General features: G+C 72.1%; 28 protein-coding genes. 18 read left to right on the top strand and 10 right to left on the bottom strand.

Annotated elements, in window-relative coordinates; genetic code table 11:
• Positions 1 to 132: 132 nt before the first annotated feature.
• Positions 133 to 1,083, top strand: coding sequence for a phosphodiesterase (locus NH2_RS13110; protein WP_174552829.1), 951 nt, complete (start codon positions 133 to 135; stop codon positions 1,081 to 1,083).
• Here the strand turns inward: NH2_RS13110 and NH2_RS13105 are convergent.
• On the bottom strand, positions 1,031 to 2,512 hold the full coding sequence (locus tag NH2_RS13105; RefSeq protein ID WP_084505505.1) for a stealth family protein: 1,482 nt from the start codon (positions 2,510 to 2,512) through the stop codon (positions 1,031 to 1,033). The two genes, NH2_RS13110 and NH2_RS13105, sit on opposite strands and share 53 nt — an antisense overlap.
• A 276-nt stretch (positions 2,513 to 2,788) precedes the next feature.
• On the opposite strand from NH2_RS13105, the gene NH2_RS13100 reads away from it, so the two are divergent.
• The 3 genes from NH2_RS13100 to NH2_RS13090 all read left to right on the top strand — a co-directional run bounded on the left by NH2_RS13100 (position 2,789) and on the right by NH2_RS13090 (position 4,442).
• On the top strand, positions 2,789 to 3,250 hold the full coding sequence (locus NH2_RS13100; protein ID WP_067653581.1) for a flavodoxin domain-containing protein: 462 nt from the start codon (positions 2,789 to 2,791) through the stop codon (positions 3,248 to 3,250).
• Positions 3,251 to 3,370: 120 nt separating this feature from the next.
• The gene (locus NH2_RS13095; protein WP_067653098.1) at positions 3,371 to 3,865 is read left to right on the top strand and encodes a pyridoxamine 5'-phosphate oxidase family protein; all 495 of its coding nucleotides are present in this window, start codon (positions 3,371 to 3,373) and stop codon (positions 3,863 to 3,865) included.
• A gap of 1 nt (position 3,866) precedes the next feature.
• Positions 3,867 to 4,442, top strand: a complete 576-nt coding sequence (locus NH2_RS13090; RefSeq protein ID WP_067653096.1) for a TerD family protein — start codon at positions 3,867 to 3,869, stop codon at positions 4,440 to 4,442.
• Between the two features lie 136 nt (positions 4,443 to 4,578).
• Here the strand turns inward: NH2_RS13090 and NH2_RS13085 are convergent, their stop codons facing one another.
• The 5 genes from NH2_RS13085 to NH2_RS13065 are packed head-to-tail and all read right to left on the bottom strand — an operon-like array spanning position 4,579 to position 10,502.
• Positions 4,579 to 5,985, bottom strand: coding sequence for an MATE family efflux transporter (locus NH2_RS13085; RefSeq protein ID WP_067653579.1), 1,407 nt, complete (start codon positions 5,983 to 5,985; stop codon positions 4,579 to 4,581).
• Between the two features lie 8 nt (positions 5,986 to 5,993).
• Complete coding sequence (locus NH2_RS13080; protein ID WP_067653094.1) at positions 5,994 to 7,028, bottom strand: PLP-dependent cysteine synthase family protein; 1,035 nt, start codon at positions 7,026 to 7,028, stop codon at positions 5,994 to 5,996.
• A gap of 21 nt (positions 7,029 to 7,049) precedes the next feature.
• Positions 7,050 to 8,390, bottom strand: coding sequence for a type III PLP-dependent enzyme domain-containing protein (locus NH2_RS13075; protein ID WP_067653092.1), 1,341 nt, complete (start codon positions 8,388 to 8,390; stop codon positions 7,050 to 7,052).
• A complete protein-coding gene (locus NH2_RS13070; RefSeq protein ID WP_439951747.1) occupies positions 8,381 to 9,376 on the bottom strand; it encodes an ornithine cyclodeaminase family protein in 996 nt (331 codons plus the stop codon). Before NH2_RS13070 ends, NH2_RS13075 begins: the two co-directional genes overlap by 10 nt.
• A complete protein-coding gene (locus NH2_RS13065; RefSeq protein WP_067653087.1) occupies positions 9,363 to 10,502 on the bottom strand; it encodes a TauD/TfdA family dioxygenase in 1,140 nt (379 codons plus the stop codon). Before NH2_RS13065 ends, NH2_RS13070 begins: the two co-directional genes overlap by 14 nt.
• Positions 10,503 to 10,850: 348 nt before the next feature.
• Here NH2_RS13065 and NH2_RS13060 point away from each other — a divergent pair, with 348 nt between their 5' ends.
• The 12 genes from NH2_RS13060 to NH2_RS13005 all read left to right on the top strand — a co-directional run bounded on the left by NH2_RS13060 (position 10,851) and on the right by NH2_RS13005 (position 21,347).
• Complete coding sequence (locus NH2_RS13060; protein ID WP_067653085.1) at positions 10,851 to 12,353, top strand: ABC transporter substrate-binding protein; 1,503 nt, start codon at positions 10,851 to 10,853, stop codon at positions 12,351 to 12,353.
• Complete coding sequence (locus NH2_RS13055; RefSeq protein ID WP_245650549.1) at positions 12,338 to 13,279, top strand: ABC transporter permease; 942 nt, start codon at positions 12,338 to 12,340, stop codon at positions 13,277 to 13,279. The genes NH2_RS13060 and NH2_RS13055 overlap by 16 nt, the downstream gene beginning before the upstream one ends.
• Positions 13,276 to 14,052 carry an ABC transporter permease subunit gene (locus tag NH2_RS13050; protein ID WP_067653577.1) on the top strand — a complete coding sequence of 259 codons (777 nt, stop codon included), beginning with the start codon at positions 13,276 to 13,278 and terminating at the stop codon, positions 14,050 to 14,052. The genes NH2_RS13055 and NH2_RS13050 overlap by 4 nt, the downstream gene beginning before the upstream one ends.
• A complete protein-coding gene (locus tag NH2_RS13045; RefSeq protein WP_067653083.1) occupies positions 14,049 to 15,446 on the top strand; it encodes an ABC transporter ATP-binding protein in 1,398 nt (465 codons plus the stop codon). The genes NH2_RS13050 and NH2_RS13045 overlap by 4 nt, the downstream gene beginning before the upstream one ends.
• Positions 15,447 to 15,473: 27 nt before the next feature.
• Complete coding sequence (locus tag NH2_RS13040; protein ID WP_067653081.1) at positions 15,474 to 16,208, top strand: lytic transglycosylase domain-containing protein; 735 nt, start codon at positions 15,474 to 15,476, stop codon at positions 16,206 to 16,208.
• Positions 16,209 to 16,317: 109 nt separating this feature from the next.
• On the top strand, positions 16,318 to 17,604 hold the full coding sequence (gene eno / locus NH2_RS13035) for a phosphopyruvate hydratase (RefSeq protein WP_067653079.1): 1,287 nt from the start codon (positions 16,318 to 16,320) through the stop codon (positions 17,602 to 17,604).
• A gap of 23 nt (positions 17,605 to 17,627) precedes the next feature.
• Positions 17,628 to 18,212: an FtsB family cell division protein gene (locus NH2_RS13030; protein WP_067653077.1), complete on the top strand. Its 585-nt coding sequence runs from the start codon at positions 17,628 to 17,630 to the stop codon at positions 18,210 to 18,212.
• The gene (locus tag NH2_RS13025; protein WP_067653075.1) at positions 18,209 to 18,733 is read left to right on the top strand and encodes a DUF501 domain-containing protein; all 525 of its coding nucleotides are present in this window, start codon (positions 18,209 to 18,211) and stop codon (positions 18,731 to 18,733) included. Before NH2_RS13030 ends, NH2_RS13025 begins: the two co-directional genes overlap by 4 nt.
• Positions 18,734 to 18,781: 48 nt before the next feature.
• Positions 18,782 to 19,729 (top strand): Ppx/GppA phosphatase family protein, encoded by a 948-nt coding sequence (locus NH2_RS13020; protein WP_067653073.1) that lies wholly within the window; start codon positions 18,782 to 18,784, stop codon positions 19,727 to 19,729.
• A 70-nt stretch (positions 19,730 to 19,799) separates the two neighbouring features.
• Positions 19,800 to 20,456, top strand: coding sequence for a histidine phosphatase family protein (locus NH2_RS13015; RefSeq protein WP_067653071.1), 657 nt, complete (start codon positions 19,800 to 19,802; stop codon positions 20,454 to 20,456).
• Between the two features lie 44 nt (positions 20,457 to 20,500).
• On the top strand, positions 20,501 to 21,157 hold the full coding sequence (locus NH2_RS13010; RefSeq protein ID WP_067653070.1) for a HemK2/MTQ2 family protein methyltransferase: 657 nt from the start codon (positions 20,501 to 20,503) through the stop codon (positions 21,155 to 21,157).
• Positions 21,135 to 21,347 (top strand): CDGSH iron-sulfur domain-containing protein, encoded by a 213-nt coding sequence (locus tag NH2_RS13005; RefSeq protein ID WP_067653068.1) that lies wholly within the window; start codon positions 21,135 to 21,137, stop codon positions 21,345 to 21,347. Before NH2_RS13010 ends, NH2_RS13005 begins: the two co-directional genes overlap by 23 nt.
• A gap of 84 nt (positions 21,348 to 21,431) precedes the next feature.
• Here the strand turns inward: NH2_RS13005 and NH2_RS28760 are convergent, their stop codons facing one another.
• The 4 genes from NH2_RS28760 to NH2_RS12995 all read right to left on the bottom strand — a co-directional run bounded on the left by NH2_RS28760 (position 21,432) and on the right by NH2_RS12995 (position 23,170).
• Positions 21,432 to 22,193 carry a hypothetical protein gene (locus NH2_RS28760; protein ID WP_157103749.1) on the bottom strand — a complete coding sequence of 254 codons (762 nt, stop codon included), beginning with the start codon at positions 22,191 to 22,193 and terminating at the stop codon, positions 21,432 to 21,434.
• A gap of 130 nt (positions 22,194 to 22,323) precedes the next feature.
• The gene (locus tag NH2_RS28755; RefSeq protein WP_157103748.1) at positions 22,324 to 22,533 is read right to left on the bottom strand and encodes a hypothetical protein; all 210 of its coding nucleotides are present in this window, start codon (positions 22,531 to 22,533) and stop codon (positions 22,324 to 22,326) included.
• Positions 22,530 to 22,970: a hypothetical protein gene (locus tag NH2_RS13000; RefSeq protein ID WP_067653067.1), complete on the bottom strand. Its 441-nt coding sequence runs from the start codon at positions 22,968 to 22,970 to the stop codon at positions 22,530 to 22,532. The genes NH2_RS28755 and NH2_RS13000 overlap by 4 nt, the downstream gene beginning before the upstream one ends.
• Entirely contained in the window at positions 22,967 to 23,170 is a 204-nt protein-coding gene (locus NH2_RS12995; RefSeq protein WP_067653064.1) for a hypothetical protein, read from the bottom strand. Before NH2_RS12995 ends, NH2_RS13000 begins: the two co-directional genes overlap by 4 nt.
• A 193-nt stretch (positions 23,171 to 23,363) precedes the next feature.
• Between NH2_RS12995 and NH2_RS12990 the strand changes: the two genes are divergently transcribed.
• Positions 23,364 to 24,674, top strand: a complete 1,311-nt coding sequence (locus tag NH2_RS12990) for an NsdA family TPR-like regulatory protein (protein ID WP_067653062.1) — start codon at positions 23,364 to 23,366, stop codon at positions 24,672 to 24,674.
• A complete protein-coding gene (locus NH2_RS12985) occupies positions 24,671 to 25,246 on the top strand; it encodes a GNAT family N-acetyltransferase (protein ID WP_067653059.1) in 576 nt (191 codons plus the stop codon). The genes NH2_RS12990 and NH2_RS12985 overlap by 4 nt, the downstream gene beginning before the upstream one ends.
• The last annotated feature ends 20 nt before the right edge of the window (positions 25,247 to 25,266 follow it).

Raw genomic sequence — 25,266 nt, 5'->3', positions numbered from 1 at the left:
TCTTACTTCGAGAACAGGAGCGCAGCGGTGATGTGCCTCTCTGCGGTGTATGGGTTGGGAGGTACTTCGCTATCCTGGCCCCAACCTCGGAGCGAGGGCGGGCGGAGTCCGCCGGGAGGGACGGTCGAGCCGGTGCGCATCGACAGGGTCGCGGAGTATCCGCGACCGGATCACGTGTTGTTCCACTTCAGCGATACCCACCTGGTCGCCGAGGGCGACCTCTACGGCGACGTCGACGCCGAGCGCCCGCTGCGGGCACTGCTCGCGCACGCCGAGGCCACGGGCATCGTTCCGACGGCGCTGGTCTTCACCGGCGACCTCACCGACCGCGGCGAGCCGGGCGCCTACGCGAAGCTGCGCGCCTTCGTCGACCCCGTCGCCGCCCGCCTGAACGCCCCCGTCATCTGGGTGGCGGGCAACCACGACGACCGCGGCGCCCTGCGCACCGGCCTCCTCGACCGCCCCGCCTCCCCCGGCCCGCTGGACGAGGTGCACCTGATCGACGGCCTGCGCATCATCGCCCTCGACACCACGGTCCCCGGCGAGCACCACGGCGAACTCACCGCCGCCCAGCTCAGCTGGCTGCGCGACGTCCTCGCCGAACCGGCCCCCTTCGGCACCATCCTGGCCCTGCACCACCCGCCGGTGCCCTGCGTGCTCGACCTCGCCGTCACCGTCGAGCTGCGCGATCAGCGCCGCCTCGCCGCGGTACTCGCAGGCACCGACGTGCGCGCCATCCTCGCGGGCCACCTGCACTTCTCCACCAGCGCCACCTTCGCTGGCATCCCGGTCTCGGTGGCCTCGGCCACCTGCTACACCCAGGACCTCGCGGTCGAGCAGGGCGGGCTGCGCGGCCGGGACGGCGCCCAAGCCTTCAACTTCGTGCACGTCTACCCGGACACCGTGGTGCACTCGGTGGTGCCGATCGACGCGGGCCCGACGGTGGGTGAGCCCGCCACCCCGGCTCAGGCGGCGGCGCGGCTGGCCGCGGCGGGCATCGTGATCCCGCCCGCGGCCCGCATTCCGCACGTCATGCGGCGCCCGGCGCGGACTCCGGAATCGGGCGGCGAGGCGGTGCGCTGACCCGCTCCCACGGGGCAGGCTCGGGGAACCAGCTCTCCAGGAAGGCCGCGACCCTTCGCACCCGCTCGGCTTCGCTGACCTCGGGGAAGCTGCCGTCGTTGAGGCAGAAGAAGTCGACATCCCTGGTGGCGCTGAGCTGATCGAGCAGCGCCAGCCCGGACACCGCGGTGGTGTCGACGTAGCGCACCCGGGCCGCCTCCTGCGGCACCGCGCGCCCGCTGAGCAGGGCGTAGTAGTGGTAGAGCGAGTTCGTCACCGAGATATCGGTGGCGGCGCGGAACCGGCTCGCCGCGGTGCGCGCGAAATCCGCCGCGAACTCGCGCTCCATCTCGTGTAGCACGCTGCGCCGCAGCGGCACCGGGGTGTGCTCCAGGTGCCGGGTGATGAGCGTGCCGAACCGCTCCGCGAGCAGCGCCCGGTTCACCCGGGCCGCGTTCTCGAAGCCGCTGCGTCGCTCGGTGCTCCGGCCGGGGCCGATCCGGGTGTCGGCCTCGATGAACCGGCTCACCCCGGCCGGGGTGAAGAACATCGACGGCCGCACCGGGCGGGCGAAGAACATGTCGTCGTTGGAGTACAGGAAGTGCTCGGCCAGCCCGTCGATGTGCTGCAGCTGGCTCTCCACCGCGTGCGAGTTGAAGGTCGGCAGCCCGGTGGTGTCGGCGAAGTGCGCGAGCGCGGGCACCACGGTGACCTTCGGATGCTCGGCCAGCCAGGACGGCGGGGTGGAGTCGGTGCAGAGGAAGATCCGGCGGATCCACGGCGCGTTCTTCGCCACTGCGCGCAGCGCGTAGCGCAGCTCGTCGATCTGCCGGATGCGGGCGTCGGCGTCGTCGCCCTCGCCGACCACGACCTGCGCGAGCAGCCCGGCGCGGCGGGCGCGGAACTCCGGGTCGGAGCCGTCCACCCAGGAGAAGACCAGGTCGATGTCGAACTCCACATCGGTGGTCTGCGGCGCGAACATGCCGGTGAGCGTCGGCCAGACCCGGTCGAAGAGCCGCACCTGGCCGAACTCCACGTCGGCGAGGTCGAAGACCGGGCGGGTGAGCGCATTGGGGCGCGGGCAGGTGACGGTGTCGCCGTGGTAGCCCCACAGCTCCAGCTCCACGTGGTGTGCCTGGTCCGCGTCCCGCCCGAGCCGGAACACCGCCGGGTCCAGCGGCTCGACCCGGAATCCGGCGGCGGCCGCCGAGCTCACCACCCGCGCCACCATGGCGCCGTGCGCGGCGTCGGCGGCCAGGATCAGCCGGTGGTCGCGGTCCCGGACCAGCAGGAACGGCACCTCGGCGGCGGCGAGCTCGGTGCGCAGGTGCACCAGGTCGGCGAGCGTGGCGTCGGAGACGGCGAGGTTGCCCGCGATGCGGTGCGCGGCGATCGGAATCGGCGTGATGTCGGGGGACACCTCGCGGGGCAGGTCGGACGAGAAGACCATGGCGCACTCACCTCACTCGGGACGGGACGCCTGCGGCGTCGGCTTACGGGTCGTAGCCGCCGGTGTCTCGCGCAGCCGAGCCTGGCGGGGCTGTACCCGCGAGTGGCGCGTCGAATCAGGCGACCGTTACCGGACGGTCATCGGCCGGTAACCGAGAAGCCCCTGCTGAGCAGGGAACTGTTCATGATGATGCAGGCGTTTCGAGGATCCGTCAATCGGTTCGGGCCGCTGTTAGGATAGCCTCACCATATTTCCAGGTGAGAAGGAGTGCAGCTCGTGCGGATCGTGATCCTGTTCGGGTCGGAGATGGGAACGGCCGAGGCGGCGGCCGAGGTGATCGCGGGCGAGTTCGCCGCGCACGACGTCGCGCTCTACGACATGGGCGAGTTCGACGTCGACGATCTCGACCCCGGCGCGCTGCACATCATGGTCTGCTCCACCTACGGCGACGGCGAATTCCCCACCAACGCCGAGCCTTTCGCCGATGCGCTGGACAGCAGGCGCCCCGCGCTGGACGGGCTGCGCTTCGCGGTCTTCGGCCTCGGTGACAGCGTCTACGGCGCCACCTTCAACCGCGGCGGCGAGATCATCGCGGAGAAGCTGAGCGCGCGCGGCGCGGTCCAGTTCGGCGAGCACGCGCGGCACGACGCCTCCACCGAGGTGAAGGTCAAGGAGCTGGCCGCGGCGTGGGCCCGCGGGCTGCGCGTGCTGCCGATGTTCCAACTCACCACGGCCTGAACGCATCTGCCCGAGGGGATCGCGCCGGGTGCCAGCGGTGATGGCGGCCGGGGACTTAAACTGCACGGGTAAGCGCGGGAACAGCCCACCGCGCCGCAGCAATCCCCACGAGGTGACGACATGGCAGCAGGAGCGAGCCTGACCGAGCACGACCATTCCGCCGACGAGCATCCGGAGCTCGACGCCCTGCCCGTGTGGCCGACCGAGACCATCGCGGTGCTGGTGACGACCGACCCGGCGCCGCACGCCATCCCGGTCTCCTGGCCGGTGCGCGCGGGCGACCGGCGGATTCTGATCAGCCTGAAATTCGACCGGGGTTCGCTGGCCCGGCTCCGCGAGCGGCCGCAGGTCGCGCTGCTCGTCCTCGGCGGCGGCGACGTGGCGCTCTGCGCGCGCGGCACGGCGACGGTGCTCGCCGCCGGGATGCCGGGCGCGAGCGACTATGTTCCGGTACAGATCGATGTCGACACCATCGATGATCATCGGCAGTCGGCGTTCACGGTCGCGCAGGGAATCCAGCGCACCGTGCTCGACGAGGCCGAACTCGACGCGCTGCGCGGCCGGGTGGCCACGCTGCGCGCATGGGCGGAGCGAAACCCGAACACGGAAGGATGACATGAGCGTCACGCTGGCCAAAGGCGGCAACGTCTCGCTGTCCAAGCAGGCACCGAACCTGACGAAGGTCTCGGTCGGCCTCGGCTGGGATGTCCGGACCACCACCGGAGCCGACTACGACCTGGACGCGAGCGCGCTCGCGACGGGTGCGAACCTCAAGGTGCTCTCGGACCTGCACTTCGTCTTCTACAACAACCTGCGCTCGCCCGAGGGGACCATCGAGCACACCGGTGACAACCTCACCGGCGAGGGTGACGGCGACGACGAGACGATCAATGTCGACCTCGCGGCGACGCCACCGCACATCACCAATATCTTCTTCCCGGTCTCCATCCACGACGCCGATTCGCGCGGGCAGTCCTTCGGGCAGATCCGCAATGCCTACATCCGCGTCACCGATGCCGTGACCGGCGCCGAGCTGGCGCGCTACGACCTCTCCGAGGATGCCTCCACCGAGACGGCCATGGTCTTCGGCGAGCTGTACCGGAACAACGCGGAGTGGAAATTCCGCGCCATCGGCCAGGGGTACGCCTCCGGTCTGGCCGGAATCGCCCGCGACTACGGCGTGAATATCTGAATCTTTGGTCGCGCCTCCGGCGCGACGGGGTTCGCGCCCTTCCGGGGCTCACGTCCGAGCGGTCCAGACTCGCGCCTGCGGCGCATGCGCTTCGACCACTCGGACGCGAGCCGGGCGCGAACCCGTGCGGGGTGCGTTAGTTGTTGCCCGCTGCCAGCCCTAGGGGCGGGGTGTGGGCGTGTAGGGAAACCGTTTCCCGTTCGCGCTGGTCGAGCAGGCTGAGGTAGCGGTGCAGCATGAGCCCCGCGGTGGTGGCGAGGCCCGCGGTCAGGCCCCACCAGATGCCCGCGGCGCCGAGCCCGGCGGGGAAGGCCAGCAGGAGCGCGGCGGGCAGGCCGACGCACCAGTAGCCGACGAGCGAGAGCCGGAAACCGGCCGAGGTCTCCTTGAGCCCGCGCAGCAGCCCGGTGCCGATGTTCTGCGCGGCGTCGCAGAACTGCAGCACGATGCCGATCAGCAGCAGCGTGTGCGCCAGCGCCACGGTCTGCGCGTCGCCGGTGTCCAGGAACGGGGCGAGCACCAGGTCGGGGGCGAAGATGTACACGAGCCCGGTCACCACCGCGACCAGCGCGGCGCCCTGCAGCGCCAGCCGCGCCTGGGTGCGCGCCCGGTCGAACTCGTCCCGCGCGGTCGCATCGCTGACCAGGATCGAGGCGCCGTGCGAGAGGCCGATGGCGATCTGGAACACGATGTAGATGATCTGGTAGACCACATTGTGCGCGGCCAGCGCCGCAGGCCCGATACTGCCCATGGCCAGCGCCAGCACCGAGAACATCCCCGCCTCGGAGCCGTAGGTCAGCGCGATCGGGAAGCCCAGCTTCAGCTCGGCCCGCACCGTGCGCCCCCGCACCGGCCACGGCCGACTCGGTAGCGCGCCGGCCAGCCGCCGGTCCCGGCGCACCAGCACCGCGAAGGCCAGGAACATGGCGAGGAAGACCAGCGAGGTGGCGATGCCGATCCCGGTCAGCCCCAGCGCGGGCAGCCCGAGCCAGCCGTGCGCCAGCGGCAGCGCCAGCCCGAGGTTCAGCGCCACCGAGCCGAGCGTCACCAGCAGCAGCGCCTGCGGCCGCTGCATACCGACGGTGTACTGCCGCAGCACCTGGAACCACAGGCAGGGCAGCAGCCCGGGTGCCAGCGCGATCATGAACGGCCGCGCCGCCGCGAGCACGTCGGCGTCCTGCCCCAGCCACTGCAGCGAGTAGCCGAGCCCGACCAGCACCGCGCCGCCGAGCAGCCCGGCCACCGTGGCGATCAGGAAGCTGCCGCGCACGATGTCGCGCACCTCGGCGTCGGCGGAGTCGCCGCGCTTGCCCGCCGCGCTCACCGCGCTCGCGATCCGATTGCCGCTCGCGGTGATCAGCCCGACGCCCATGGTGCGGATCTGGTTGAAGAGCACCAGCGCCAGCCCGCCCGCCGCCACCGCGCCGACCCCGAGCGAGCCCATGACCGCGATATTCGTGGTGGAGACCGCGATCTGGGCGAGCTGGGTGGTCGCGATCGGGGTCGCGAGCGCGGCCAGCCGCCCCGCGTCCGAGCCGCGCATCCGGTCGATCACCGCGCCTCCACGAGGTTCGCGCCCGCGAGCGCGGGCGACCAGCGGTCGAGCATGGCGCCCACCGCGTGCTCGGCGGCGGGATCGAGCAGGTCGCGCTCGGCCATCCAGGTGTCGTCGAAGACGGTGTCCAGGTACTTCTCGCCGCCGTCGCAGACCAGCGTCACCACCGTCGAGCCGGGCGGGAACTGCTCCAGCCGGACCAGCGCCGCGTGCACCGAGCCACCCGCCGAGCCGCCGATCAGCAGCCCGAGCTTGGCCGCGACGGCGCGCGCGGTGGCGAAGGCGTCGGTGTCGGTGACCTTCACGCCCTCGTCCAGCAGTGCGTAGTCGACCGCGGTGCCGATGGTGGCGCCGGGCGGGGTGCCGGTGCCGGACTGCCAGTACGGCCCGCCCTCGCCGCCGAAGGCGATCGACCCCTCCGGCTCCACCCCGACCACGTAGGGCACCTGGCCGAGCTGCCGCAGCCGGGTCGCGGTGCCGAAGAGCGAGCCGCCGGTGCCGACCGCGGAGAGCAGGATGTCCACCCGCTCGACATCGGCGAGCAGCTCGTCGGCGACGGGGTAGTAGCCGACGGCATTGGCATCGTTGTTGTGCTGCTCGGTGAAGTACGCGCCGTCCTCGGCGGCCGCCATCGCCTCGGCGAGGTCCTCCCGCGCCGAGGTGGCGAGGCTGTCGTCGCCCTCGTCGGCGACGTACACCAGATTCGCTCCCATGGCTCGCATCGCGCGCAGTTTGTCCTTACAGGCGTGGTGATCGACGACCGCGGTGAAGCGGTACCCACGTTCGGCGGCGACTACCGCGAGGCCGAGCCCGGTATTGCCGGACGTGGACTCGATGATATGCCCGCCAACCCTCAGCAAACCACGGCGCTCGGCATCGAGCACCATCTCCCGCGCCATCCGGATCTTGGCCGTCCCGGTCGGGTTGCCGGTCTCCAGCTTGAGCAGCAGCCTGGTTCCGGTCGCGGTGCGGGCGAGCTCGAACAGCGGGGTACGGCCGATGAGGTCCGTCACGCGCGTGACGAGCGGCATGGAATCTTCTCCTCGTTGATCTCAGGTGGGTGCCGAGTCGAGGCGCCAGCGCAGCGCCCCCGCGTGCTCGGTGAGCACGATCTTCGGCGGGACGGGAAGGTCGTGGAAGGCGGACTCGTTCGAGTCCATCTGGTACCCGGCGGTGTTCGGGTAGACCAGCAGGTCGCCGGGGTCGGCCCGGCGCGGCAGCGGCACCCGGCGGCGGCTGAGCAGGTCGGAGTCGAGGCAGGTGGCCGCGCCGACGCTGGTCGGGGTGCGGACACCGGATCGCGGCGGCCACACCGCCGGGTCCGGCAGGTACTCGCTGTCGAACCACTGCTCGGAGAGGCTCAGGCTGGTGCCGTCGACGGTGAGCAGGTCGTAGGGCTCGCCGCCGGAGTGCCTGGTCTTGCGCCCCTGTACCCGGAACACCGTACAGCCGGCCCGGTCCAGCAGGGCCCGGCCCGGCTCGACGGCGAGCACGGTGCCGGTGGCGATCAGCCGCTCGGCCAGCCCGCGGTGCCGCAGGATCGCGGTGAGCATGGCCGCGCCGGGTTCAGGGAAGTGGTACGGGTAGTAGGAGCCCGGCTCGGCCTCGCCGTGGAACCAGTGCGGCCCGGCCGCCGCGGTGAACTCGGCCCAGGCATCGGCGGGCACGTAATCCACCCCGAAGCCGCCGCCGATGGAGAGCGTTCGCGCCCGGTGTCCGCTCGCCGCGACCGTCGCCAGGCGATCCAGCAACTCGTGCGCGAACTCCGCGCGCTGCTCGGCGTCGTAGCCGGAGAGGTGGAAGCTCAACCCCTCCCAGCGGACCCGGCCCTCGAGCCCGGCCAGCCGGGCGTGTGCCTCGTCCAGTTCGACCTCGGTGAGCCCGAACCGGCTGGTCGAGCCGGTGGGCAGGACGCGAAGCAGAATGCGCGGCGGCGGCGCGCCGTCGGTGGCGGCGGGCAGCCGGTCCAGTTCGTCCAGCGCGTCCACCGCGATCAGCGCGCCGTGCCTGGCGGCCAGCCAGAGCAGCTCGTCGGACTTGGCCGGGCCGGTCACCATCAGCTCGCTGCCGCGCACGCCCTGGGCCAGCGCGCCGACCAGCTCGCCGGTGCTGGCCACGTCGATCCCGGCGCCTGCCCGCGCACAGGCCCGCGCCACGCAGGCCGCCTTGTTCGCCTTCTTGCCGTAGTAGATCGCGCCGGTGACGCCCGCCGCCTCGAAGGCCGCGCGGAATTCGCGCACCGCGCGCACCACCCGCTCCGGGAAGAGCACGTGGAAGGGGCCGCCGACAATGCTCGCGAGCTCGCCGAGCAGCGCGGGATCGGCCAGCAGCCGCTGCTCCCACCGGTCGCGGTGGGCGGGCAGCGGCGCGGCGGCGATCCCGGTCAGTCCCACAGCGGCACCTCGACGCCGCGGCCATCCGCGATCGCGCGCTCGGCCAGCGCGTGCGCCACCGCCACGTCGGTGAGCACCAGCCCGCTGTTGTAGACGAAGATCTTCTCGTCGTCGCTGCGCCTGGCGACCGCGCGCCTGCTCAGGATGCGCGGCAGCTCCGCGTCGACCGCGCGCAGCACGCCGTCCGGGCCGGCCATGTCGGTGCCGGTGAGCGCCATCTGCTCGGCGCTGGTGGCGATCACCCGATCCGCCCGCACCAGCGCCGAGGGCGCCAGCCCGTACCCGACCAGCACGGCGGTCGACCCCGGCGCCAGATCGTCGGCCTCCAGCGCCACCTCGGTGCCCGGCCCCGCGGTCGCGAGCACCACGTCGGCCCCGGCCGCCGCGGCCACCGGATCCTCGACCATCTCGAGCAGCGCGTGCGGCTGGTGCACCGCCAGGTTCTCCCTGACCGCGGCGAGCCCGTCCGGGTGCGTGCCGTAGACCATGAGCTTGCGCAGCTGCGGATTCGCGGCGAGCAGGTGCGGCAGCGCGTTGCGGCCCTGGGTGCCGGTGCCGATCAGCAGCACGCTCTCCGCGCCGCGGCGCACCGTCTCGCGCACCAGCAGCGCCGAGACCGCGGGGGTGCGCAGCGCCCCGACCCTGGCGCAGTCCATCATGGCGATCGGCGCGCCGGTGGTGTCGTCGTAGAGCGTGATGGTGGTGTAGTACCGCTTGGTGCTGCGGTCGTGGCCGGGGTCGAACTTGTACGAGGTCTTCATGGCGACCACCCGGCGCCTGCCGTCCCGGCCGAGCATGGCGTAGGCGACCGACCAGCCGTCCGGATTGGCGACGCTGAGCTTGCGCGGATTATCCGACTCGCCCGCCGCCAGCGCGAGATACGCCTCCTCCACCGCGCGCACCACGTCGGCGGGGGTGATCGGCACATCGGCCAGGTCGCTACGGCTCAGCACACGCAGGGGCGTGCTCCGGTCACGGTTGCTCATCGCTTCCTCGATCATCGGAGGTGTCCCGTTCTGTCACCGTGCGAAACGGGGCAACGATCTGCTGCCCGTATCCATTCTCACGGCTCTCCGCGGTGCGCCTGCGCCGCTCGGGAAGACGAATATTGACGCGTTTGAGCCACCGGTCGGTGCCGTCGTAGCGCGCGGTGAACGGTACCCGGCCGTGCACCGCCACATCGTTGTCCACCAGCAGCAGCTCACCCGGGGCGAGCACGGCGATCCGGCAGCGGCGCTCCAGCTCCGCGCTCAGCCGGGCGTAGGCGCGGCGGTACTCGGGGCCGGCGTCGTCCAGCGGGGTGTAGGCGGGGTCGTAGCGGGTGGTGAGACCGGCTGTGGCGGCGTCGGATTCGATATCGCCGTCGTACCAGAGCGTGGGCAGCGCCGGTGCCGTCGCGCGGTCGTGCGCGTCGCCGTAGGAGACGTCGGGCAGGATCGGCAGCACCGGTTCGGCCAGCACGCGGCGCTCGGCGGCGGTGAGCTCCACCTCGCGCACCGAGGAGACGGTGGTGCCGACCAGATCGTGATTGCGCAGGCAGCCGAGCATGAGCAGGTGCGCGCGCCCGGGGTGGAAGGCGTCCTCGGTGTGTGGGGTGAGCAGCGTGCTGCTGCTCGCGCCGGACTGCTCGTGCTCGTGCCCGGCCGCGGGGACGATGTTGTTCACCAGCCGCCCGCCCTGCTGGCCGCGCCAGCCGAAGGGCTCGCCCGCGGCGGCGGCGAGCAGCAGCATGGAGATGTCGAGGCGCAGCGAGCAGGCGGTCGGCGCGGCGGCGCCGTCCCGCCCGGCGGCGATCCGCCAATTCGCCGGGGTACGGCCGATTTCCGCGTCGCGCACCGGCAGCCCGCCCACGATGGCGGCGCCCGCGGCGGTGCTCGGCGGGCGCACCGCGGCCGCGACCGTGCCCGGCAACCCCGGCGCGTAGCGGCGCACCGCCGCGACGATGCGCGGGTCGGTCAGCGTCGCGGCGGCGACCCGGTCGCCGTCCAGACCGAGTGTGATGCAGATCGCATCGGCGGCGGCGCGGATCGCGGCACCGGCGGCGGGCGTGATCTCGCGCCGTTCGACGGGTTGCGGGTGAAACGTCCGACGTTCGGAGAGAACGCTTTTCACCGAGTTGGGTCCCTTCTTCGGATCGAGCCGGAGGCGGATGAGACGATTCGATTCCGAAGGTAGTGGGTCAGTATTGGTTAAGCAAGGCTTGCCTAATTTGCTGGAACACACATAGCGGCGTGACATGACCGGAACGGCCGCCGACGATACCCGTTCCGCAACTTCCGGGCGAATTCCAGCGGCGGCGAGTCGCGCACACGCCGCTTGCCCGAGTGTGCCGAGATCGCCTTCCCATTAGGCTAGCCTGGCCTTGCCGGTGCGTCGACGGCGCCCGCTGTCAGGACGCCTGTGACGCATCGGGTTACGCGACGACGCGGGCCGCGTGCGGCCCGGAGGGAAGGCGGCGTGATGCGGTTGAATCGGCGGCAGGTACTGGCCTCGGGGGCGGGGCTGAGCGTTCTGCTCGCGCTCGCGGCGTGCGGGAATGGCGGCGAGAGCGGTGGCCAGGCCCGGCGCGGCGGCACCCTGCGGGTCGGTGCGCTCGGCACGCAGGCGCGCACCGAGCGCGACCCGCACGGAAACCTCAGCAACGACAGCGATTTCCTGATCGCCTCGCTGCTCTACGACCCGCTCACGGTGCCGGGCGCCGACCCCACCGTGATGCCCCGGCTGGCCCGCTCCTGGGAGTCCGACCCCGAGCGCAGGCGCTGGACCTTCACCCTCGCCGACGGCGCGACCTTCCACGACGGCACCCCGGTGACCGCCGACGACGTGGTGTGGTCGCTGCGCAGGCTGCGCACCGTGGCGGGTGCGTCCAAGCTGCCGGTGGCCGCCGACGACATCACCGCCGACGGCCCGAACCGGGTGCTGCTCGCCCTCCCGGAACCGAACAGCGAACTCCCGCTGCTGGTCCGGTTGATGACCTTTACGGTCAAGCGCGACACCACCGATTTCGCCGCGGCCATCGGCACCGGGCCGTTCCGGCTCGACTCCCGCGACGGCGGCACCACCCGCCTGGTGCGCAACGACACCTGGTACGGCGGCGCCCCGCTGCTGGACGCCATCGAGGTCACCGCCTTCGAGGGCACCACCGCGCTCGGCAACGCGGTGCTGGCCGGGCAGCTCGACCTGGCCTCCGATGTCGGTGCCATCGCGGGCCGCACCGCCGAGGGCCGCCCGGATCTGCGGGTGGTCCGGCGGGCCAACGACACCATGCTCGGGCTGGCCGCGCGCACCTCGGACGGCCCGTTCGCCGATCCGCGGGTGCGCGCCGCGCTCCGGCTCGGGGTCGACCGCGGCGCCCTGGTGAACCAGGTGCACTCCGGCTACGGCACCGTCGCCAACGACGTGCTCGGCACCGGGGACCCGCGCTACGATCGCACGCTCCCGCAGCGCACCCGCGACCTGGACCGCGCCCGTGCCCTGCTGCGCGAGGCCGGCTTCGACACCGGCGCCCGCTACCCGCTGGTGACCAAGGCCGAGGCACCGGGCGAGGTGGAGTCGGCGTGGGTGCTCGCCACCCAGCTGGCCGAGATCGGGCTGAAACTGGACGTGGTGACCGAGGAGTCCGGCGTCTTCTACGACCGCAGCTGGCTGCAGGCCCCGCTCTACACCGTTTCCTGGGGCACCAACGACTCCGTGCTCTTCTACGCGCGCTCCCTGCTCTCCTCCGGCTCGAATCGGAACGAAACCGCCTTCCGGGATCCCGAATTCGACGCCGCGACCGCGCTGGCGTCCAGGGGCGAGGACGATGCCTTCCGCGCGCTCCAGCGCATCGAGTACGACCGCGGCGGCTACCTGGTGTGGGGCATGGCCGACGGCGTCGACGTAGCCGCGGCGACGGTACGCGACCTGCCGACGCTCGGCGGCTTCGCGCGGGTGCAGCTGGAACGCACGTGGCTGGCGGGCTGAGCCGATTCGCCCGGCTGCTGGTGCGGCGGGTGGTGCTGCTGTTCGCGCTGCTCGCCGCGGTGTTCGTGGCGGTGGAGCTGCTGCCGGGCAGCGGGGCGCGGGCGGTGCTCGGGCGGGAGGCGAGCGATGCCGAGGTCGCCGCCAAGGAGCGCGAACTCGGGCTGGATCGGCCCGTCGCGGTCCGCTTCGTCTCGTGGCTCTCCGGTGTGCTGACCGGGGACTTCGGCTCCACCGCGCGGGGGCGGCCGATCGGTTCGCTGCTGGCGGGCGCCTTCCCGCAGACGCTGCTGCTCGGCGGGCTCGCGCTGCTGCTCACCGTGGCCGGCTCGCTGCTGCTCGGCGCGTGGTGGGCGCTGCGCCCGGGGAGTACGGCCGGGCGGGTGTTGCAGCCGGGGAGTTCGGTGGCAGCGGCGCTGCCGGAGTTCGTGCTCGCGGTGCTGCTGGTCGCGGTGTTCTCGCTGCTGCTCGGGTGGTTGCCCGCGGTCACCGTAAGCGGGCGCTCCGGGTTCCCGGTGCGTGCGGACATGCTGGTGCTCCCGGTGCTGGCGCTCGCGGTGCCGCAGCTCGGCTGGAATGTCCGGGTGGTGCGCGCGGCGCTCGCCGATGCCGCGCGCGAGCCGCACGTGGAGACGGCGGTGCTGGACGGGCTTCCGGAGCGGGTGGTGCTGCTGCGGCACATGCTTCCGTTCGCGCTGCCGACCGTGGTGGCGGGGTTCGCCACGAGCGTCGGGATGCTGCTCGGGGGCGCGCTGGTAGTGGAGGCGGTGTTCAACTATCCCGGGGTCGGGGCGCTGCTCGCCGGGTCGGTCGCGGATCGGGACGCGGCGCTGGTCGCCGCCGTGGTCGCGCTGACGGCGGTGAGTGTGCTCGCCATGCTGGCCGTCGCGGACGCGGTGCGGGCGTGGGCCGTGCGGGGGCGGGCATGAACGCGCTCACGGTGCTGCCCGCCCTCGTCGTGGTCCTGCTCGCGGCCGCCGGACCCGCGCTGGCCCCGCACCGGACCGACGAGCCGATCGGGATGCCCTTCGCCGATCCCGGCCCCGGTGCCCCGCTCGGCACCGACCGCCTCGGCCACGACGTCCTGAGCGGTCTGCTGCACGGCGGCTGGGGACTCCTGCTGCTCGCGGCGGTGATCGCGGTATTCACGACGCTGCTCGGCGCCGTGCTCGGCGCGATCGCCGCCCTGCGCCCCGCGCTCGGCCGGTTCATCGAGGGCAGTGCGGATTTCGCCATCCTGGTGCCTGCCATTCTCGGCATCCTGCTGGTCCTGACCTCGTGGCCCGCGGCCGGGATCGCCGGGCTGCTGGTGGTGGCGCTGCTCTTCGGCGTCCCGTACTGCGCCCGGGTCTTCGCCGCCGCCGCGGCGGGGGTTGCCGCGACCGGCTACGTGGAGGTGGCGCGCGCCTCCGGCGAGACGCTCCAGCACCTGGTCTTCGCGGAGGTGCTGCCCAACCTGCGCGAGGTCTTCGCCGCGCAGCTCGGGCTGCGCTTCGTCGCCGCTGTATACCTGGTGAGCACCGCCTCGTTCCTCCAGCTCCCCGCCACCCTCGGCGCCACCAACTGGGCGGTCATGGTGCGCGACAACGGCTCCGGCATCGTGCTCAATCCGTGGGCGGTGCTCGCTCCCGGGCTCGCCATCGCCGTGATCGCGGTGAGCGTGAACCTCGCCGCGGGAGCCTTCGGGCGGGTGCGGTCGTGAGCGGGGTGCGGGTGCGCGGGCTCGCCGTGCTGGCCTCCGATGGCCGGAAGTTGTTCGGGCCGAACGACTTCGATATGGAGCCGGGGACGGTCACGGCGCTCACCGGCCCCTCCGGCAGTGGCAAGACCACGCTCATGCGGCTGCTGCTCGGGCAGCGTCCGCCCGGCGCCACCGTCGAGGGCGCGCTCACGGTCGCGGGGCACGACGTTCTCGCCCTCGACCCGGCCGCCCTGCGCCGATTCCGGCGGACGGCCGTCGCCTACGTCGCCCAGGACCCCGGTTCCGCGCTGAACCCGCTGCTCCGGGTGCGCACTCTGCTCGCCGAGGTCGCCGCCGACCGCGCGAGCATCCCCGAAACGCTACGTCTGGTCGGGCTGGACGAGACCTTCCTGTCGCGCCGCTCCGGCACCCTCTCCGGCGGGCAGCAGCGCCGCGTCGCCCTGGCCCGCGCTCTCGTGCGCCGCACCGGTGTCCTGGTCCTCGACGAGCCGTTCGCCGGGCTGCACGGCGCCCTGCGCACCGAGATCGCGGCGCTCGTCCAGCGGATCGCGCGGGAACGGGGAGTCGCCGTCCTGCTCTCCGGCCACGACACCGCCACCGTGCACGGCATCGCCGACCAGGTCATCGAACTCGGCTCCGCACCTGCCGTTTCCACGGCCGTGCCGCCCGACGAAGGCCCGACCGGCGACATCGTGCTCCGCGCAACCGGCCTCACGGCTCGCGCGGACGGCGTGCAGATACTCACCGATGTCGACCTCGAACTGGCCGCCGGTTCCGCCCTCGCCGTCGTCGGCGCCTCCGGAGCGGGCAAGACCACCCTCGCCCGCGTACTCGCCGGACTCCACACCGACGCCGGCGGCACCCTGGAACTCCACGGCGAGCGGACCCCGCTCGGCCCGCGCGGCATCCAACTGGTCACCCAGAACCCCCGCTCCGCCCTCAACCCCCGCCGCACCGTCGCCCAGACCATCGGCCGCCCCCTCCGCCGAGTCGCCCGTGTCCCCCGCGCCGACCTCCCCCGGCGCATCACCGACCTCCTCACCGCCGTCGACCTCCCCGCCGACCTCGCCCCCCGCCGCCCGCACGAACTCTCCGGCGGCCAGCGCCAGCGCGTAGCCCTCGCCCGCGCCCTCGCCGCCGAGCCCGCCGTCCTCATCTGCGACGAGATCACCACCGCCCTCGACCACGCCACCGCCACCGCCGTCCTCACCCTCCTCGCCCACCTCCGCACCCGCGGCACCACCCTCCTCGTCATCTCCCACGACATCCCCCTCGTCGCCACCTTCTGCCCCTACACCCTGGTTCTCGATCAAGGGAAGGTCGTGGAGTACGGCCGCACGCGGGACCTCCGCACCGCCCCGCAAACCGCCGCCACCCGAGCGCTGCTGGCCTGACCTGGACATTCCCCCACCCCCGGCACAATGGACCACGTGGTGTGGAGAAGAGCGGGCGCGGCGACGGCCATCGTGGCCACCCTGGTGCTGGCCGGGTGCGGGTTCGGGCCGGAACGGGAACCGCTGCCGGAGGGCATTCCCCCCGGCCCGGGGACCCCGCTGCCGGTGATCGATGTACACGCCCCCGGCAGGGCGGCGGTGCAACTCAGGGGCTGGGCGGAGGAGCAGGCGGAGCGGATGGCGATCCCGGTGCAGGCGCTGGAGGCGTACGGGTACGCGGCGGCGGTGATGACGAACTCCCGCCCGGACTGCGGCATCGCCTGGACCACCCTGGCAGGCATCGCGAGCGTGGAGAGCAGGCACGGCACCTACCGCGGCTCGCAGGTGGGGGAGGACGGCGCGGTCCGTCCGCCGATCATCGGCATCCCCCTGGACGGCGCCCCCGGCGTCGCCCGCATCACCGACACCGACCGTGGCGTACTGGACGGCGACCGCGAGTTCGACCGCGCGGTCGGGCCCCTGCAGTTCATCCCGGAGACCTGGAAGCGCTGGGGCGTCGACGCCAACGGCGACAATGTCGTCGATCCGCAGAACATCGACGACGCCGCGCTCACCGCGGCCCGCTACCTCTGCGTCAGCGGCGGCGACCTCACCTCCGAGCTGGGCTGGCAGCGCGCGCTCATGACCTACAACCAGTCCAGCAGCTACCTGCTCACGGTGCGCGACCGCGCCGCCGCGTACAGCATCGGCCGCCGGGTGTAATCGGCGTCGGAGTGCCGGTTATCGGCACGGGCGTGGGAACGATAGGCTCGCAGCGCACGGGTCCGTCCCGTGTGACCATGCCTGTCAGCTGCCGAAGGAGTTCGTTTTCGTGGCCATCATCGAACAGGTCGGAGCTCGCGAGATCCTGGATTCTCGCGGTAACCCCACCGTCGAGGTCGAGATCGCCCTCGACGACGGCACCCTGACCAGGGCGGCCGTGCCGTCCGGCGCCTCCACCGGCGAGCACGAGGCGGTGGAGCTGCGCGACGGCGGCGACCGCTACCTCGGCAAGGGCGTCCAGAAGGCCGTGGAGGGCGTGCTGGACGAGATCGCCCCGGCCGTGATCGGCCTGGACGCGGTCGAGCAGCGCACCGTCGACCAGGTGCTGCTCGACCTGGACGGCACCCCGGACAAGTCCCGGCTGGGCGCGAACGCCCTGCTCGGCGTCTCGCTGGCGGTGGCGCGGGCGGCCGCGGAATCCTCCGGGCTCGAGCTCTTCCGCTACCTCGGCGGCCCGAACGCGCACGTGCTCCCGGTGCCGATGATGAACATCCTGAACGGCGGCGCGCACGCCGATACCGGCGTCGACGTGCAGGAGTTCATGGTCGCGCCGCTCGGCGCGCCGACCTTCAAGGAGTCGCTGCGCTGGGGCGCCGAGGTGTACCACGCGCTCAAGTCGGTGCTGAAGAGCAAGGGGCTGGCCACCGGGCTCGGCGACGAGGGCGGCTTCGCCCCCGATGTCGCAGGCACCCGCGAGGCGCTGGACCTGATCGGCACCGCCATCGCCAAGACCGGGCTCACCCTCGGCAGTGACGTCGCGCTCGCGCTGGACGTCGCCGCCACCGAGTTCTACCGGTCCGGCACCGGCTACAGCTTCGAGGGCTCCGCGCGCACCGCGGAGGAGATGGCGCAGTTCTACGCCGAGCTGCTCACCGCCTACCCGCTGGTCTCCATCGAGGACCCGCTCTCCGAGGACGACTGGGACGGCTGGGTCGCGCTCACCGATCTGATCGGCGACAAGGTGCAGCTGGTCGGCGACGACCTCTTCGTCACCAACCCGGAGCGGCTGGAGGAGGGCATCGTCAAGGGTGCGGCCAACGCGCTGCTGGTGAAGGTGAACCAGATCGGCACCCTCACCGAGACCCTGGACGCGGTCGAGCTGGCGCACCGCAACGGCTACAAGACCATGATGAGCCACCGCTCCGGCGAGACCGAGGACACCACCATCGCCGACCTCGCGGTCGCGGTGGGCAGCGGCCAGATCAAGACCGGCGCCCCCGCCCGCAGCGAGCGCGTCGCCAAGTACAACCAGCTGCTGCGGATCGAGGACGCGCTGGGTGATTCCGCCCGGTACGCGGGCGACGTCGCGTTCCCGCGGTTCGCCTTCGAGGGCTGACGACCGGTGATCGGCGGTAGGGGATGACGGAGCGGCGGGCGCGCGGTGCCGGCCCCGGCGGCCGGGGCGATCGGCGCACGTCGCGCTCCGCCCGCTCCCGCCCCGCCGCCGATCACGGCCGGACGCCGCGCAGGCGCTCCGACGCGGAGAAGAAGCGTGCGCAGAAGCTCGCCGACGGCGGGCGCCGGTCGCGCCGCGCGGACCGGCCGGAGCGCACCGTCCTCGGCCTCTCCACCGGCCGCGCGGTGATCCTGGCGATGGTGGTCTGCGGGCTCGCGCTCACCCTCGCGGTGCCCATGCGCACCTATTTCTCGCAGCGCGCCGAGGCCGTGCAGCTCGCCGCCGAGCGGCAGCGGCTGGAAAACGACGTCGCCCAGCTCCGCGACCGCCGCGTCCAGCAGCAGGACCCCGCCTACATCCGCGCCGAGGCCAGGGACCGGCTGCGGCTCGTCCTCCCCGGCGAGACCCCCTACATCGTCCAGGTGCCAGGCATCGAGGCGCCACCGGTGGCCGCCGCGCCGACCCGCCCGCGCGAACCCGACCCCTGGTACACCGACCTCTGGCGCAGCCTCGCCCAGCCCGCCCCCGCCCAGGAAGGACCCCGGTGACCGCCCCCACCCAGCACGACCTGGAGATCGTCGCCCGGCAGCTGGGCCGGGAGCCCCGCGGGGTGCTCGGCATCGCCTACCGCACCCCCGACGGGCTGCCCGCGGTGGTGCGCACGGCCCCCCGGTTGCCGGACGGAACTCCCTTCCCGACGCTCTACTACCTGACCGACCCCCGGCTCACCGCCGAGGCGAGCAGGCAGGAGTCGGCGGGCGTCATGCGCGAGATGACCGAACGCCTCACCACCGACTCCGAGCTGGCCGCCGCCTACCGCGCCGCGCACGAGAGCTACCTCGCCGAGCGCGACGAGATCGAGCCGCTGGGAACCGATTTCACCGGCGGCGGCATGCCGGACCGGGTCAAGTGCCTGCACGTCCTGATCGCGCACGCGCTGGCCAAGGGGCCGGGGGTGAACCCGCTGGGCGACGAGTCGGTGGCGCTCGCCGCCGAGCACGGCCTGCGCGGCACGGCGATCCCCGCGGACTGGCCGGCGTACCGGGACCTCGGGCCGGAGGCTCGATGAGCGAAGCAGCGAGGTCGCTGCGTCCCGCATGACAGACGAGGAGCACCAATGACCCATCGGGTAGCGGCCGTGGACTGCGGCACCAACTCCATCCGCCTGCTGATCGCCGACGTGCGGCCGGACGGCACCCTGGCCGATGTGCACCGCGAGATGCGGATCGTCCGGCTCGGCCAGGGCGTCGACGCCACCGGCGCCCTCGCTCCCCAGGCCATCGAGCGCACCAGGGTCGCGCTGGCCGATTACGCCGCAGGCATGCGCGAGGCGAAGGTCGACAGGGTGCGCATGGTCGCCACCTCCGCCACCCGCGACGCCTCGAACCGCGAGGAGTTCTTCGGGATGACCCGCGAGCTGCTCGGCACCGTCGTGCCGGGAGCGGAGGCCGAGGTCATCACCGGTGACGAGGAGGCCAGGCTGTCGTTCGCCGGGGCCATCGGCGAACTCGCCGCCGACGAGGCGCCGTACGTGGTGGTCGACCTGGGCGGCGGCTCCACCGAGCTGGTCTTCGGCGACGCCGACGGGGTGCGGGCCGCGTTCTCCGCCGATATCGGATGCGTGCGGATCACCGAGCGGAGTATGCCCGGGAACCCGCCCACCGCCGAACAGCTCGCGGCTGCCCGTGAGTTCGCCGCCGAGCGGCTGGCCGCCGCGTTCGCCGCGGTGCCGGTGGAGCAGGCGCGGACCTGGGTCGGGGTGGCCGGGACCATGACCACGATCGCCGCTGTCGCGCTGGAACTGCCCGAGTACGACGCCTCCAAGGTGCACCTGAGCAGGCTTTCGCTGGAGCAGGTGCACGCGGTGGCGGATCGGCTCACCTCGCTGGATCACGATCAGCGGACCGCGCTCGGGCCGGTGCATCCCGGGCGGGTGGATGTGATCGGCGGGGGTGCGGTGATCGTGCGGGTGCTGGCGGACGAGCTGTCCCGCCGCGCGGGGATCTCCGAGCTGGTGGTCAGTGAGCACGACATCCTGGACGGGATCGCGCTCTCCATCGCGTAGGCCGGCTTTCCGGCCGCGGCGGCGCTGCCCGCCGATGGAACGGGCGCGGGGCCGCGGGCGTTGTCTCGGCATGCTGCGCTACCTGGAAGCCGTCCGGCATGGCGAGACGCCGATCAACGTCGCGGGCGCGAATCCCGCTGTGGCGCGGCCGTACCTACCGGACTCCCAGGTCTTCCTCACCGAACGCGGTGCGCGGCAGGCCGTCGACGTCGGCCGCCGTTTCGCCGCACTTCCGCAGGACGAGCTCCCGGACCTGGTGCTCTGCTCCCCGTACCCGCGCGCCCGCCGCACCTGGGAGATCGCCGCCGCAGAGCTCGCTTCACCCCCGCCGTTCCGCATCGACGACCGCCTGCACGACCGCGATCGCGGCCGGTTCCGCGTGATGTCGCAGGCGCGGGCCCGGCTTCTGCACCCCGACGAAGCCGCCGCCGAGGACCGCGACCCGCTCGGTTACCGCCCGCCCGAGGGCGAGTCCTTCCGCGACGTGGCGGATCGAGTCGGCGCCGTTGTCGCCGAACTCCTCGACCCCGGCCCGGAGCGAGTCCTGATCGTCGCCCACGACGCCGTCGTACTCATGCTCCGCCAGGTTCTGGAGCACCTCCCTGACCCCGAGATGCTCGCCCTCGCCGAGCGCGGCCTCGCGGGCAACGGCTCCATCACCTCCTGGCACCGCGACCCAGACTTCCGCTTGCTCGCCTACGACGTACGCACCCACCTGACCAGCTGAAACCCGCCCGGTTTCGACCTGATCATGAGAGGTATTCGCGGCTCGTGCGCCTCCTCCGACTCCCGGGCGTCTACCGCCCGCAAGCCGACACCTGGTTGCTGGCACGGGCCCTCGCCGATGCCGCCCTGCCCCGGAACCCCCGGGTGGCCGACATCTGTACCGGAACCGGCGCGCTGGCCGTCACGGCCGCCCGCGCCGGTGCCGCCGAGGTCACGGCCGTCGACATCTCCCGCCGAGCCGTCGCCACCGCCTGGCTCAACAGCCGCGCCCGCGGGCTCCCCGTCGAACTGCTCCGCGGCGATTTCCGCGAAGTCCTGCGCGACCGCACCTTCGACGTAGTCCTCTCCAACCCGCCCTACGTCCCCTGCGCCGACCCCGACCCGGCCCGCGGCCGCGACCGCGCCTGGGACGCCGGCTTCGACGGTCGCTCCGTCCTGGACGACCTCTGCGCGACGCTGCCCACGCTGCTCGCCCCCAACGGCGTCGCCCTGATCGTGCACTCCGAACTCTGCGACGAGCAGCGCACCCTCCGCCTGATCCGCGAGACCGGGCTCAAAGCCTCGACCGTGGCCCGCACGCTCACCACCTTCGGCCCGGTCATGCGCGGGCGCGCGGACTGGCTGGAGGAGGCCGGGCTCATCGCGCCCGGCCAGCGGGTGGAGGAGTTGGTGGTGATCCGTGCCGACCGCATCGAACAGTGAGCGGAGGCGGGTCACCCTGGAACAGGGTGGTCCGGCGCTGATCGAGGGGCCGGTGGAGATCGTCGGCGAGGACGGGTCCGTCGTGCGGTCCGACCGCTTCCTGGTCGCGCTCTGCCGGTGCAAGCGCAGCGACATCTACCCGCTCTGCGACACCAGCCACCGGCGGCGCGCACGCCGCACCGACGACTGAACCCACTGCTGGAGATGCAACGTTCGGTTGTGCTCTTCGACACCGAAATTTAATCCTGCGAATTACTCCGACGTCGGCCCGGTACTATTCGATGATCTTCTCGGCAAACAGCTCGATTGGGAACGGGTTGTCCGGATTGGATGACGCCCTTGCTCCTCCGCGCGCTAGGAGTGCGTGTGGCCATTCGTTGCCACATACTGCTTCAAGTTTAGTCGCGTATTCGAATATGGCGTCGCCGATGTTGCAGATGTCGCGGAGCGATCCACGTATGAGAGCGCTAGAGCCATTGCGCTTGTAACGAATGTTCCGGACGCTGCCTATATCGTAAGTCCACCAGAAACCGTGAATCGCGTCGTTGCGACGCTCTCGGAGCTCCTTCTCTTGGCTCCATTCGATGAGAGACTTCAGCTCTTCCCGCTGATTGGTCGAACCGTCACACAGTTCGATGAGTTTCGCTTCGAGGTGCTGCCACATATCACCACTGATCGAACTCAGGTCGAAATCCTTACGCGAAAGCTTGACAATTAGCTGCTTCATCGCCATTTCGACATGGCCGGCCGCTACGGTGATCCCGCCTATCGCGATGAAGAGGCTCCGCTGGAACGCGATATCAGCAGGAGTTCTGCCACCAACCCTCCGCGGACGTGCAATATCCAGCCGCACCTCATCGGTTCCGGTTGGAATAGTCAGAACGTATTCTACAGGTGGAAGCGGTGGTGTCATTCCTTCGCGAACAAACAATGTTCCGTAGTCGGCTGCACGGCCGCTCTTCGAGATCGAGACTGAGGCAGGACCGCCTGAGATCGCTTGATCCGCGTTCTTACCCTCGTTCGCGTCAACTGCCATGCCGTGAATACTGTCACTGCCCTACGACAGAACCTGCACACCGCGCCGGGCTGGATTGAAGGTGGCACGACCACCACTCTTGGTCTCCTTGCCAGCCCTGCAACACCTTCACCAGGGCTTATCCACTGCCTCAGTCAGGCTCGAACCGACATACAGAATCGCTCGCCAGACCCGCTGTGTCGTCGCGGTGGCAACCGGATTCGCGGCGGCGCTCGGCTGCAAGGCGCGCTTGGATGTTGGCGACGGTCGGGCGCCCTGCCGGGGTAGGCCGACGGCGGCCCCACAGCCCGACGACGAGCAGCGTCGGGAACAACGCGACCACGGTGGCGAACAGGATCACCGGCGCTCCAGCGGCCAGGGCACCGGTGGCTGTCCGTCGATCACCTCGGCGACGAGGTCGGTCCAGTGGGCAGCGAGGTAGCCGACATCGGACCAGGCAGCGTGCAACTGCTCGGCGCTGGGCGGCGGGTCGGTCTGCAGCAGTCGCTCGGCGGTGACCTGTGCGGCGGCCATGTCGTCGATGACGGTGGCGCATGAGGCCGCTGCGCCGGGGTGAGCGCCGGTGTGCTCGATGATCCACGCCGCGATCTGGTGGCGCAGTGCAGCGCGGTCGGCCTCGAAGTCGGCATCGCGGGCGAGGGAGACGCCGCACACGCGGTGTACCGCCGCCAGCATCCGGGCTCGCTCGAGCAGATGGGTGTCGTGCTGGCGCGGCGGGAACCGGAATGCCGTGATGAGCTCGCGCCAGTGTGGGAGCTCGGGGCGCGCGGTGGTCACGACAGCGGGGTGGACAACCGCGCGAGCGCGGCAGCATAGGGGAGACAGCGCGCCGGGTCGTGGCCCGAGTGCCTGCTGAGCACGCTCGAAGCGTCCCAGCGGTGCAGTGCTGGTGGCCGCTCGCTGCACCGGTAGGTGCGCGTCCCGTCCTGCTGGTCGTCGCGGCGCGCGCTGTCGGCGCTGTCCGGCTGGCTCTCCAATGCTCTCCCCTGTTTCGGTATCGAGCACCCAGCGCCGCGGAGGCGGGCCCGCACGGACAGGGTGCTGAGGACCCGGGCGGTGCCGGGGCCCGTTCTCAGCCTCATCGAACGATGCGAGCGAACCCAGGACGCGAGGTGATGCGGAACGGATACGCTTCCGCCACAGGGGTTCAGGTCACCGGCAGGGGAGCGGATGATCGTCGAGAAGTGGACAGCCATCGAAGTGCGCGCACTCCGCACTGCGGCGCTGCGCGACACCCAGGAGCAGTTCGCGGAGCGGATCGGCTGGAAGGTGCCGACCGTGCGGAAGTGGGAGCGCGCCACTGACGCCCGCATCATCCAGGCGGCCCGTGCCGAAACGCTCGATACCGTGCTCCGCGACCTCTCGCCCGAGCAACGACAACGCTTCATCGCTGCGCTCGGCACACCTCCGCGGGGGCATGCTGGAAGTACGGGTGGGCGTCACGCCGCCGCGATCGAAGACGAGGAGGCCGACGTGAAACGCCGTGACTTCGGGAAGCTGACAGCGCTCACCGCGACTGCTCTGCCCGCCTGGCACCAGCCCGCCGCCCGCCTCGGCGTCGAGGACGTGCAGCGGCTCGTCGCCGTCGTTGCCCAATTGGACGCCGCCGACCAACGCCACGGCGGTGCACCGCTGGTCGACACCGCCGTGCGCACCCTTGACCGCGCCCTGGCCCTGCTCGACAGCGGCCGCTACAGCGACGCCACCGGACGCGCGCTGATGTCGGCCACCGGCGAACTCGCCGCGCAGGCCGGATTCCTCGCCTACGACGCCGACCGGCACGCCCTCGCGCGGCGCTGTTACTCCGATGCCTTCGCGCTCGCCTCGTCGGCCGACGACGCCGGCCTCACCGTGCACGCCTGCCTCAGCGCGGCGAACCAGGCCCTGGCCCTGGCCCGGCAGGGCCGTGGCTCGCCGTCCTACGCGCTCACACTGACCGGCCGCGCCCGCGACTTGGTGCGCGGCCAGCCGCCGGGCCGGGTGCACGCGCTGGTGGCGGTGCGGGAGGCGCAGGCACACGGGGTGGCGGGCGACCGGCTCGGCTTCGGGCGTGCGATCGCGACGGCATGGCGCGAACTGGACGCCGCGCATGCATACGAGCGGGTGGACGAGTGCCCGCAGTGGCTGCACTTCGTGAGCCCGGCCGAGATCCACGCCCACGAAGCGCGCGGCTACGGCGACCTCGGCGATACCGCCCAGTCCCTCGCCCGCTACGAAATCACCTGTGCCGAAGCGGCATCGCCTCGTAATGCCGTCAATGCCCGCGCCTGGCTGGCCGCCACCCGCGCCGAGATCGGCGACGCATCCGGCGCGGTGGCGGACGGAATCGGTGTGCTGCGCGACCTCGAGGAGTCGGTCGCCTCGCCGCGATCCGTCCGGGCCCTGGCTCCCGTGCGGGCTCTCGCCGGAAAGTCGACCGCGAGCGCGGAATTCGCAGCTCGATTCGATGCCATCGCCACCTCGCAGGGGAGCCCTACATGACCGAGTACGCCCGCTACGACGCCGCCGGTGCACGCCGGATCCGCGGCACCGTCCAGGACGTCTACGAGCGCGCCTACGCCGACGCCATCGCGAGCGGCGAGCCCTTCGAGCAGCCCGACGCCTTCATGGGCCGGTTCGACGCCTACACCGACCCGTCGCGGGCGGGAGAGTTCGAACTGGTGATCCGCTCGGACGGCGGCGTGCCGGTCGGCCAGGCGTGGGGCTGGGCGCTGAGCGAGCGATCCGGGTGGTGGGGCGGGCTCACGCTCGACAACGGCGACCTCGGAAGTTTTACCGCGGAGGACGGGGCGCGGACCTTCGCGCTCAGCGAGATCATGGTCGCGAAGGAGCACGCCGGTCGCGGGCTGGCGCGCGGGCTGCACGACGAGCTGCTCCGTGGGCGCGGGGAGAGCCGGGCGACGCTGCTGGTGGACCCGGTCAACGATCGCGCCTACGACCGCTACCGCCGCTGGGGATGGCGCCGAGTCGGGACACTGCGCCCGAGCTGGCCGGACGCCCCGACCTTCGACGTCCTCATCCTGCCGCTACCGCTCGATCGGGCTCGCGGCTGAGGCATCGTTCGATAGGCCGC

Origin of the sequence: Nocardia harenae NBRC 108248, assembly GCF_001612885.1 — a bacterium.
Lineage (GTDB): Bacteria > Actinomycetota > Actinomycetes > Mycobacteriales > Mycobacteriaceae > Nocardia > Nocardia harenae.
Note: the sequence above shows the minus strand (reverse complement) of the source record. Positions and strands in the feature narration are given on the sequence as shown.

Coding starts and splice junctions, on each gene's coding strand:
- NH2_RS12990 (WP_067653062.1), top strand. CDS start 23,364: ATGATCGTCGAGAAGTGGACAGCCATCGAAGTGCGCGCACTCCGCACT.
- NH2_RS28760 (WP_157103749.1), bottom strand. CDS start 22,193: ATGGCAGTTGACGCGAACGAGGGTAAGAACGCGGATCAAGCGATCTCA.
- NH2_RS13080 (WP_067653094.1), bottom strand. CDS start 7,028: ATGCCGCTCGTCACGCGCGTGACGGACCTCATCGGCCGTACCCCGCTG.
- NH2_RS13085 (WP_067653579.1), bottom strand. CDS start 5,985: ATGCGCGGCTCGGACGCGGGGCGGCTGGCCGCGCTCGCGACCCCGATC.
- NH2_RS13030 (WP_067653077.1), top strand. CDS start 17,628: ATGACGGAGCGGCGGGCGCGCGGTGCCGGCCCCGGCGGCCGGGGCGAT.
- NH2_RS13070 (WP_439951747.1), bottom strand. CDS start 9,376: ATGAGCAACCGTGACCGGAGCACGCCCCTGCGTGTGCTGAGCCGTAGC.
- NH2_RS13050 (WP_067653577.1), top strand. CDS start 13,276: ATGAACGCGCTCACGGTGCTGCCCGCCCTCGTCGTGGTCCTGCTCGCG.
- NH2_RS13015 (WP_067653071.1), top strand. CDS start 19,800: ATGCTGCGCTACCTGGAAGCCGTCCGGCATGGCGAGACGCCGATCAAC.
- NH2_RS13095 (WP_067653098.1), top strand. CDS start 3,371: ATGGCAGCAGGAGCGAGCCTGACCGAGCACGACCATTCCGCCGACGAG.
- NH2_RS13020 (WP_067653073.1), top strand. CDS start 18,782: ATGACCCATCGGGTAGCGGCCGTGGACTGCGGCACCAACTCCATCCGC.
- NH2_RS12985 (WP_067653059.1), top strand. CDS start 24,671: ATGACCGAGTACGCCCGCTACGACGCCGCCGGTGCACGCCGGATCCGC.
- NH2_RS13090 (WP_067653096.1), top strand. CDS start 3,867: ATGAGCGTCACGCTGGCCAAAGGCGGCAACGTCTCGCTGTCCAAGCAG.
- NH2_RS13040 (WP_067653081.1), top strand. CDS start 15,474: ATGGACCACGTGGTGTGGAGAAGAGCGGGCGCGGCGACGGCCATCGTG.
- NH2_RS13105 (WP_084505505.1), bottom strand. CDS start 2,512: ATGGTCTTCTCGTCCGACCTGCCCCGCGAGGTGTCCCCCGACATCACG.
- NH2_RS13060 (WP_067653085.1), top strand. CDS start 10,851: ATGCGGTTGAATCGGCGGCAGGTACTGGCCTCGGGGGCGGGGCTGAGC.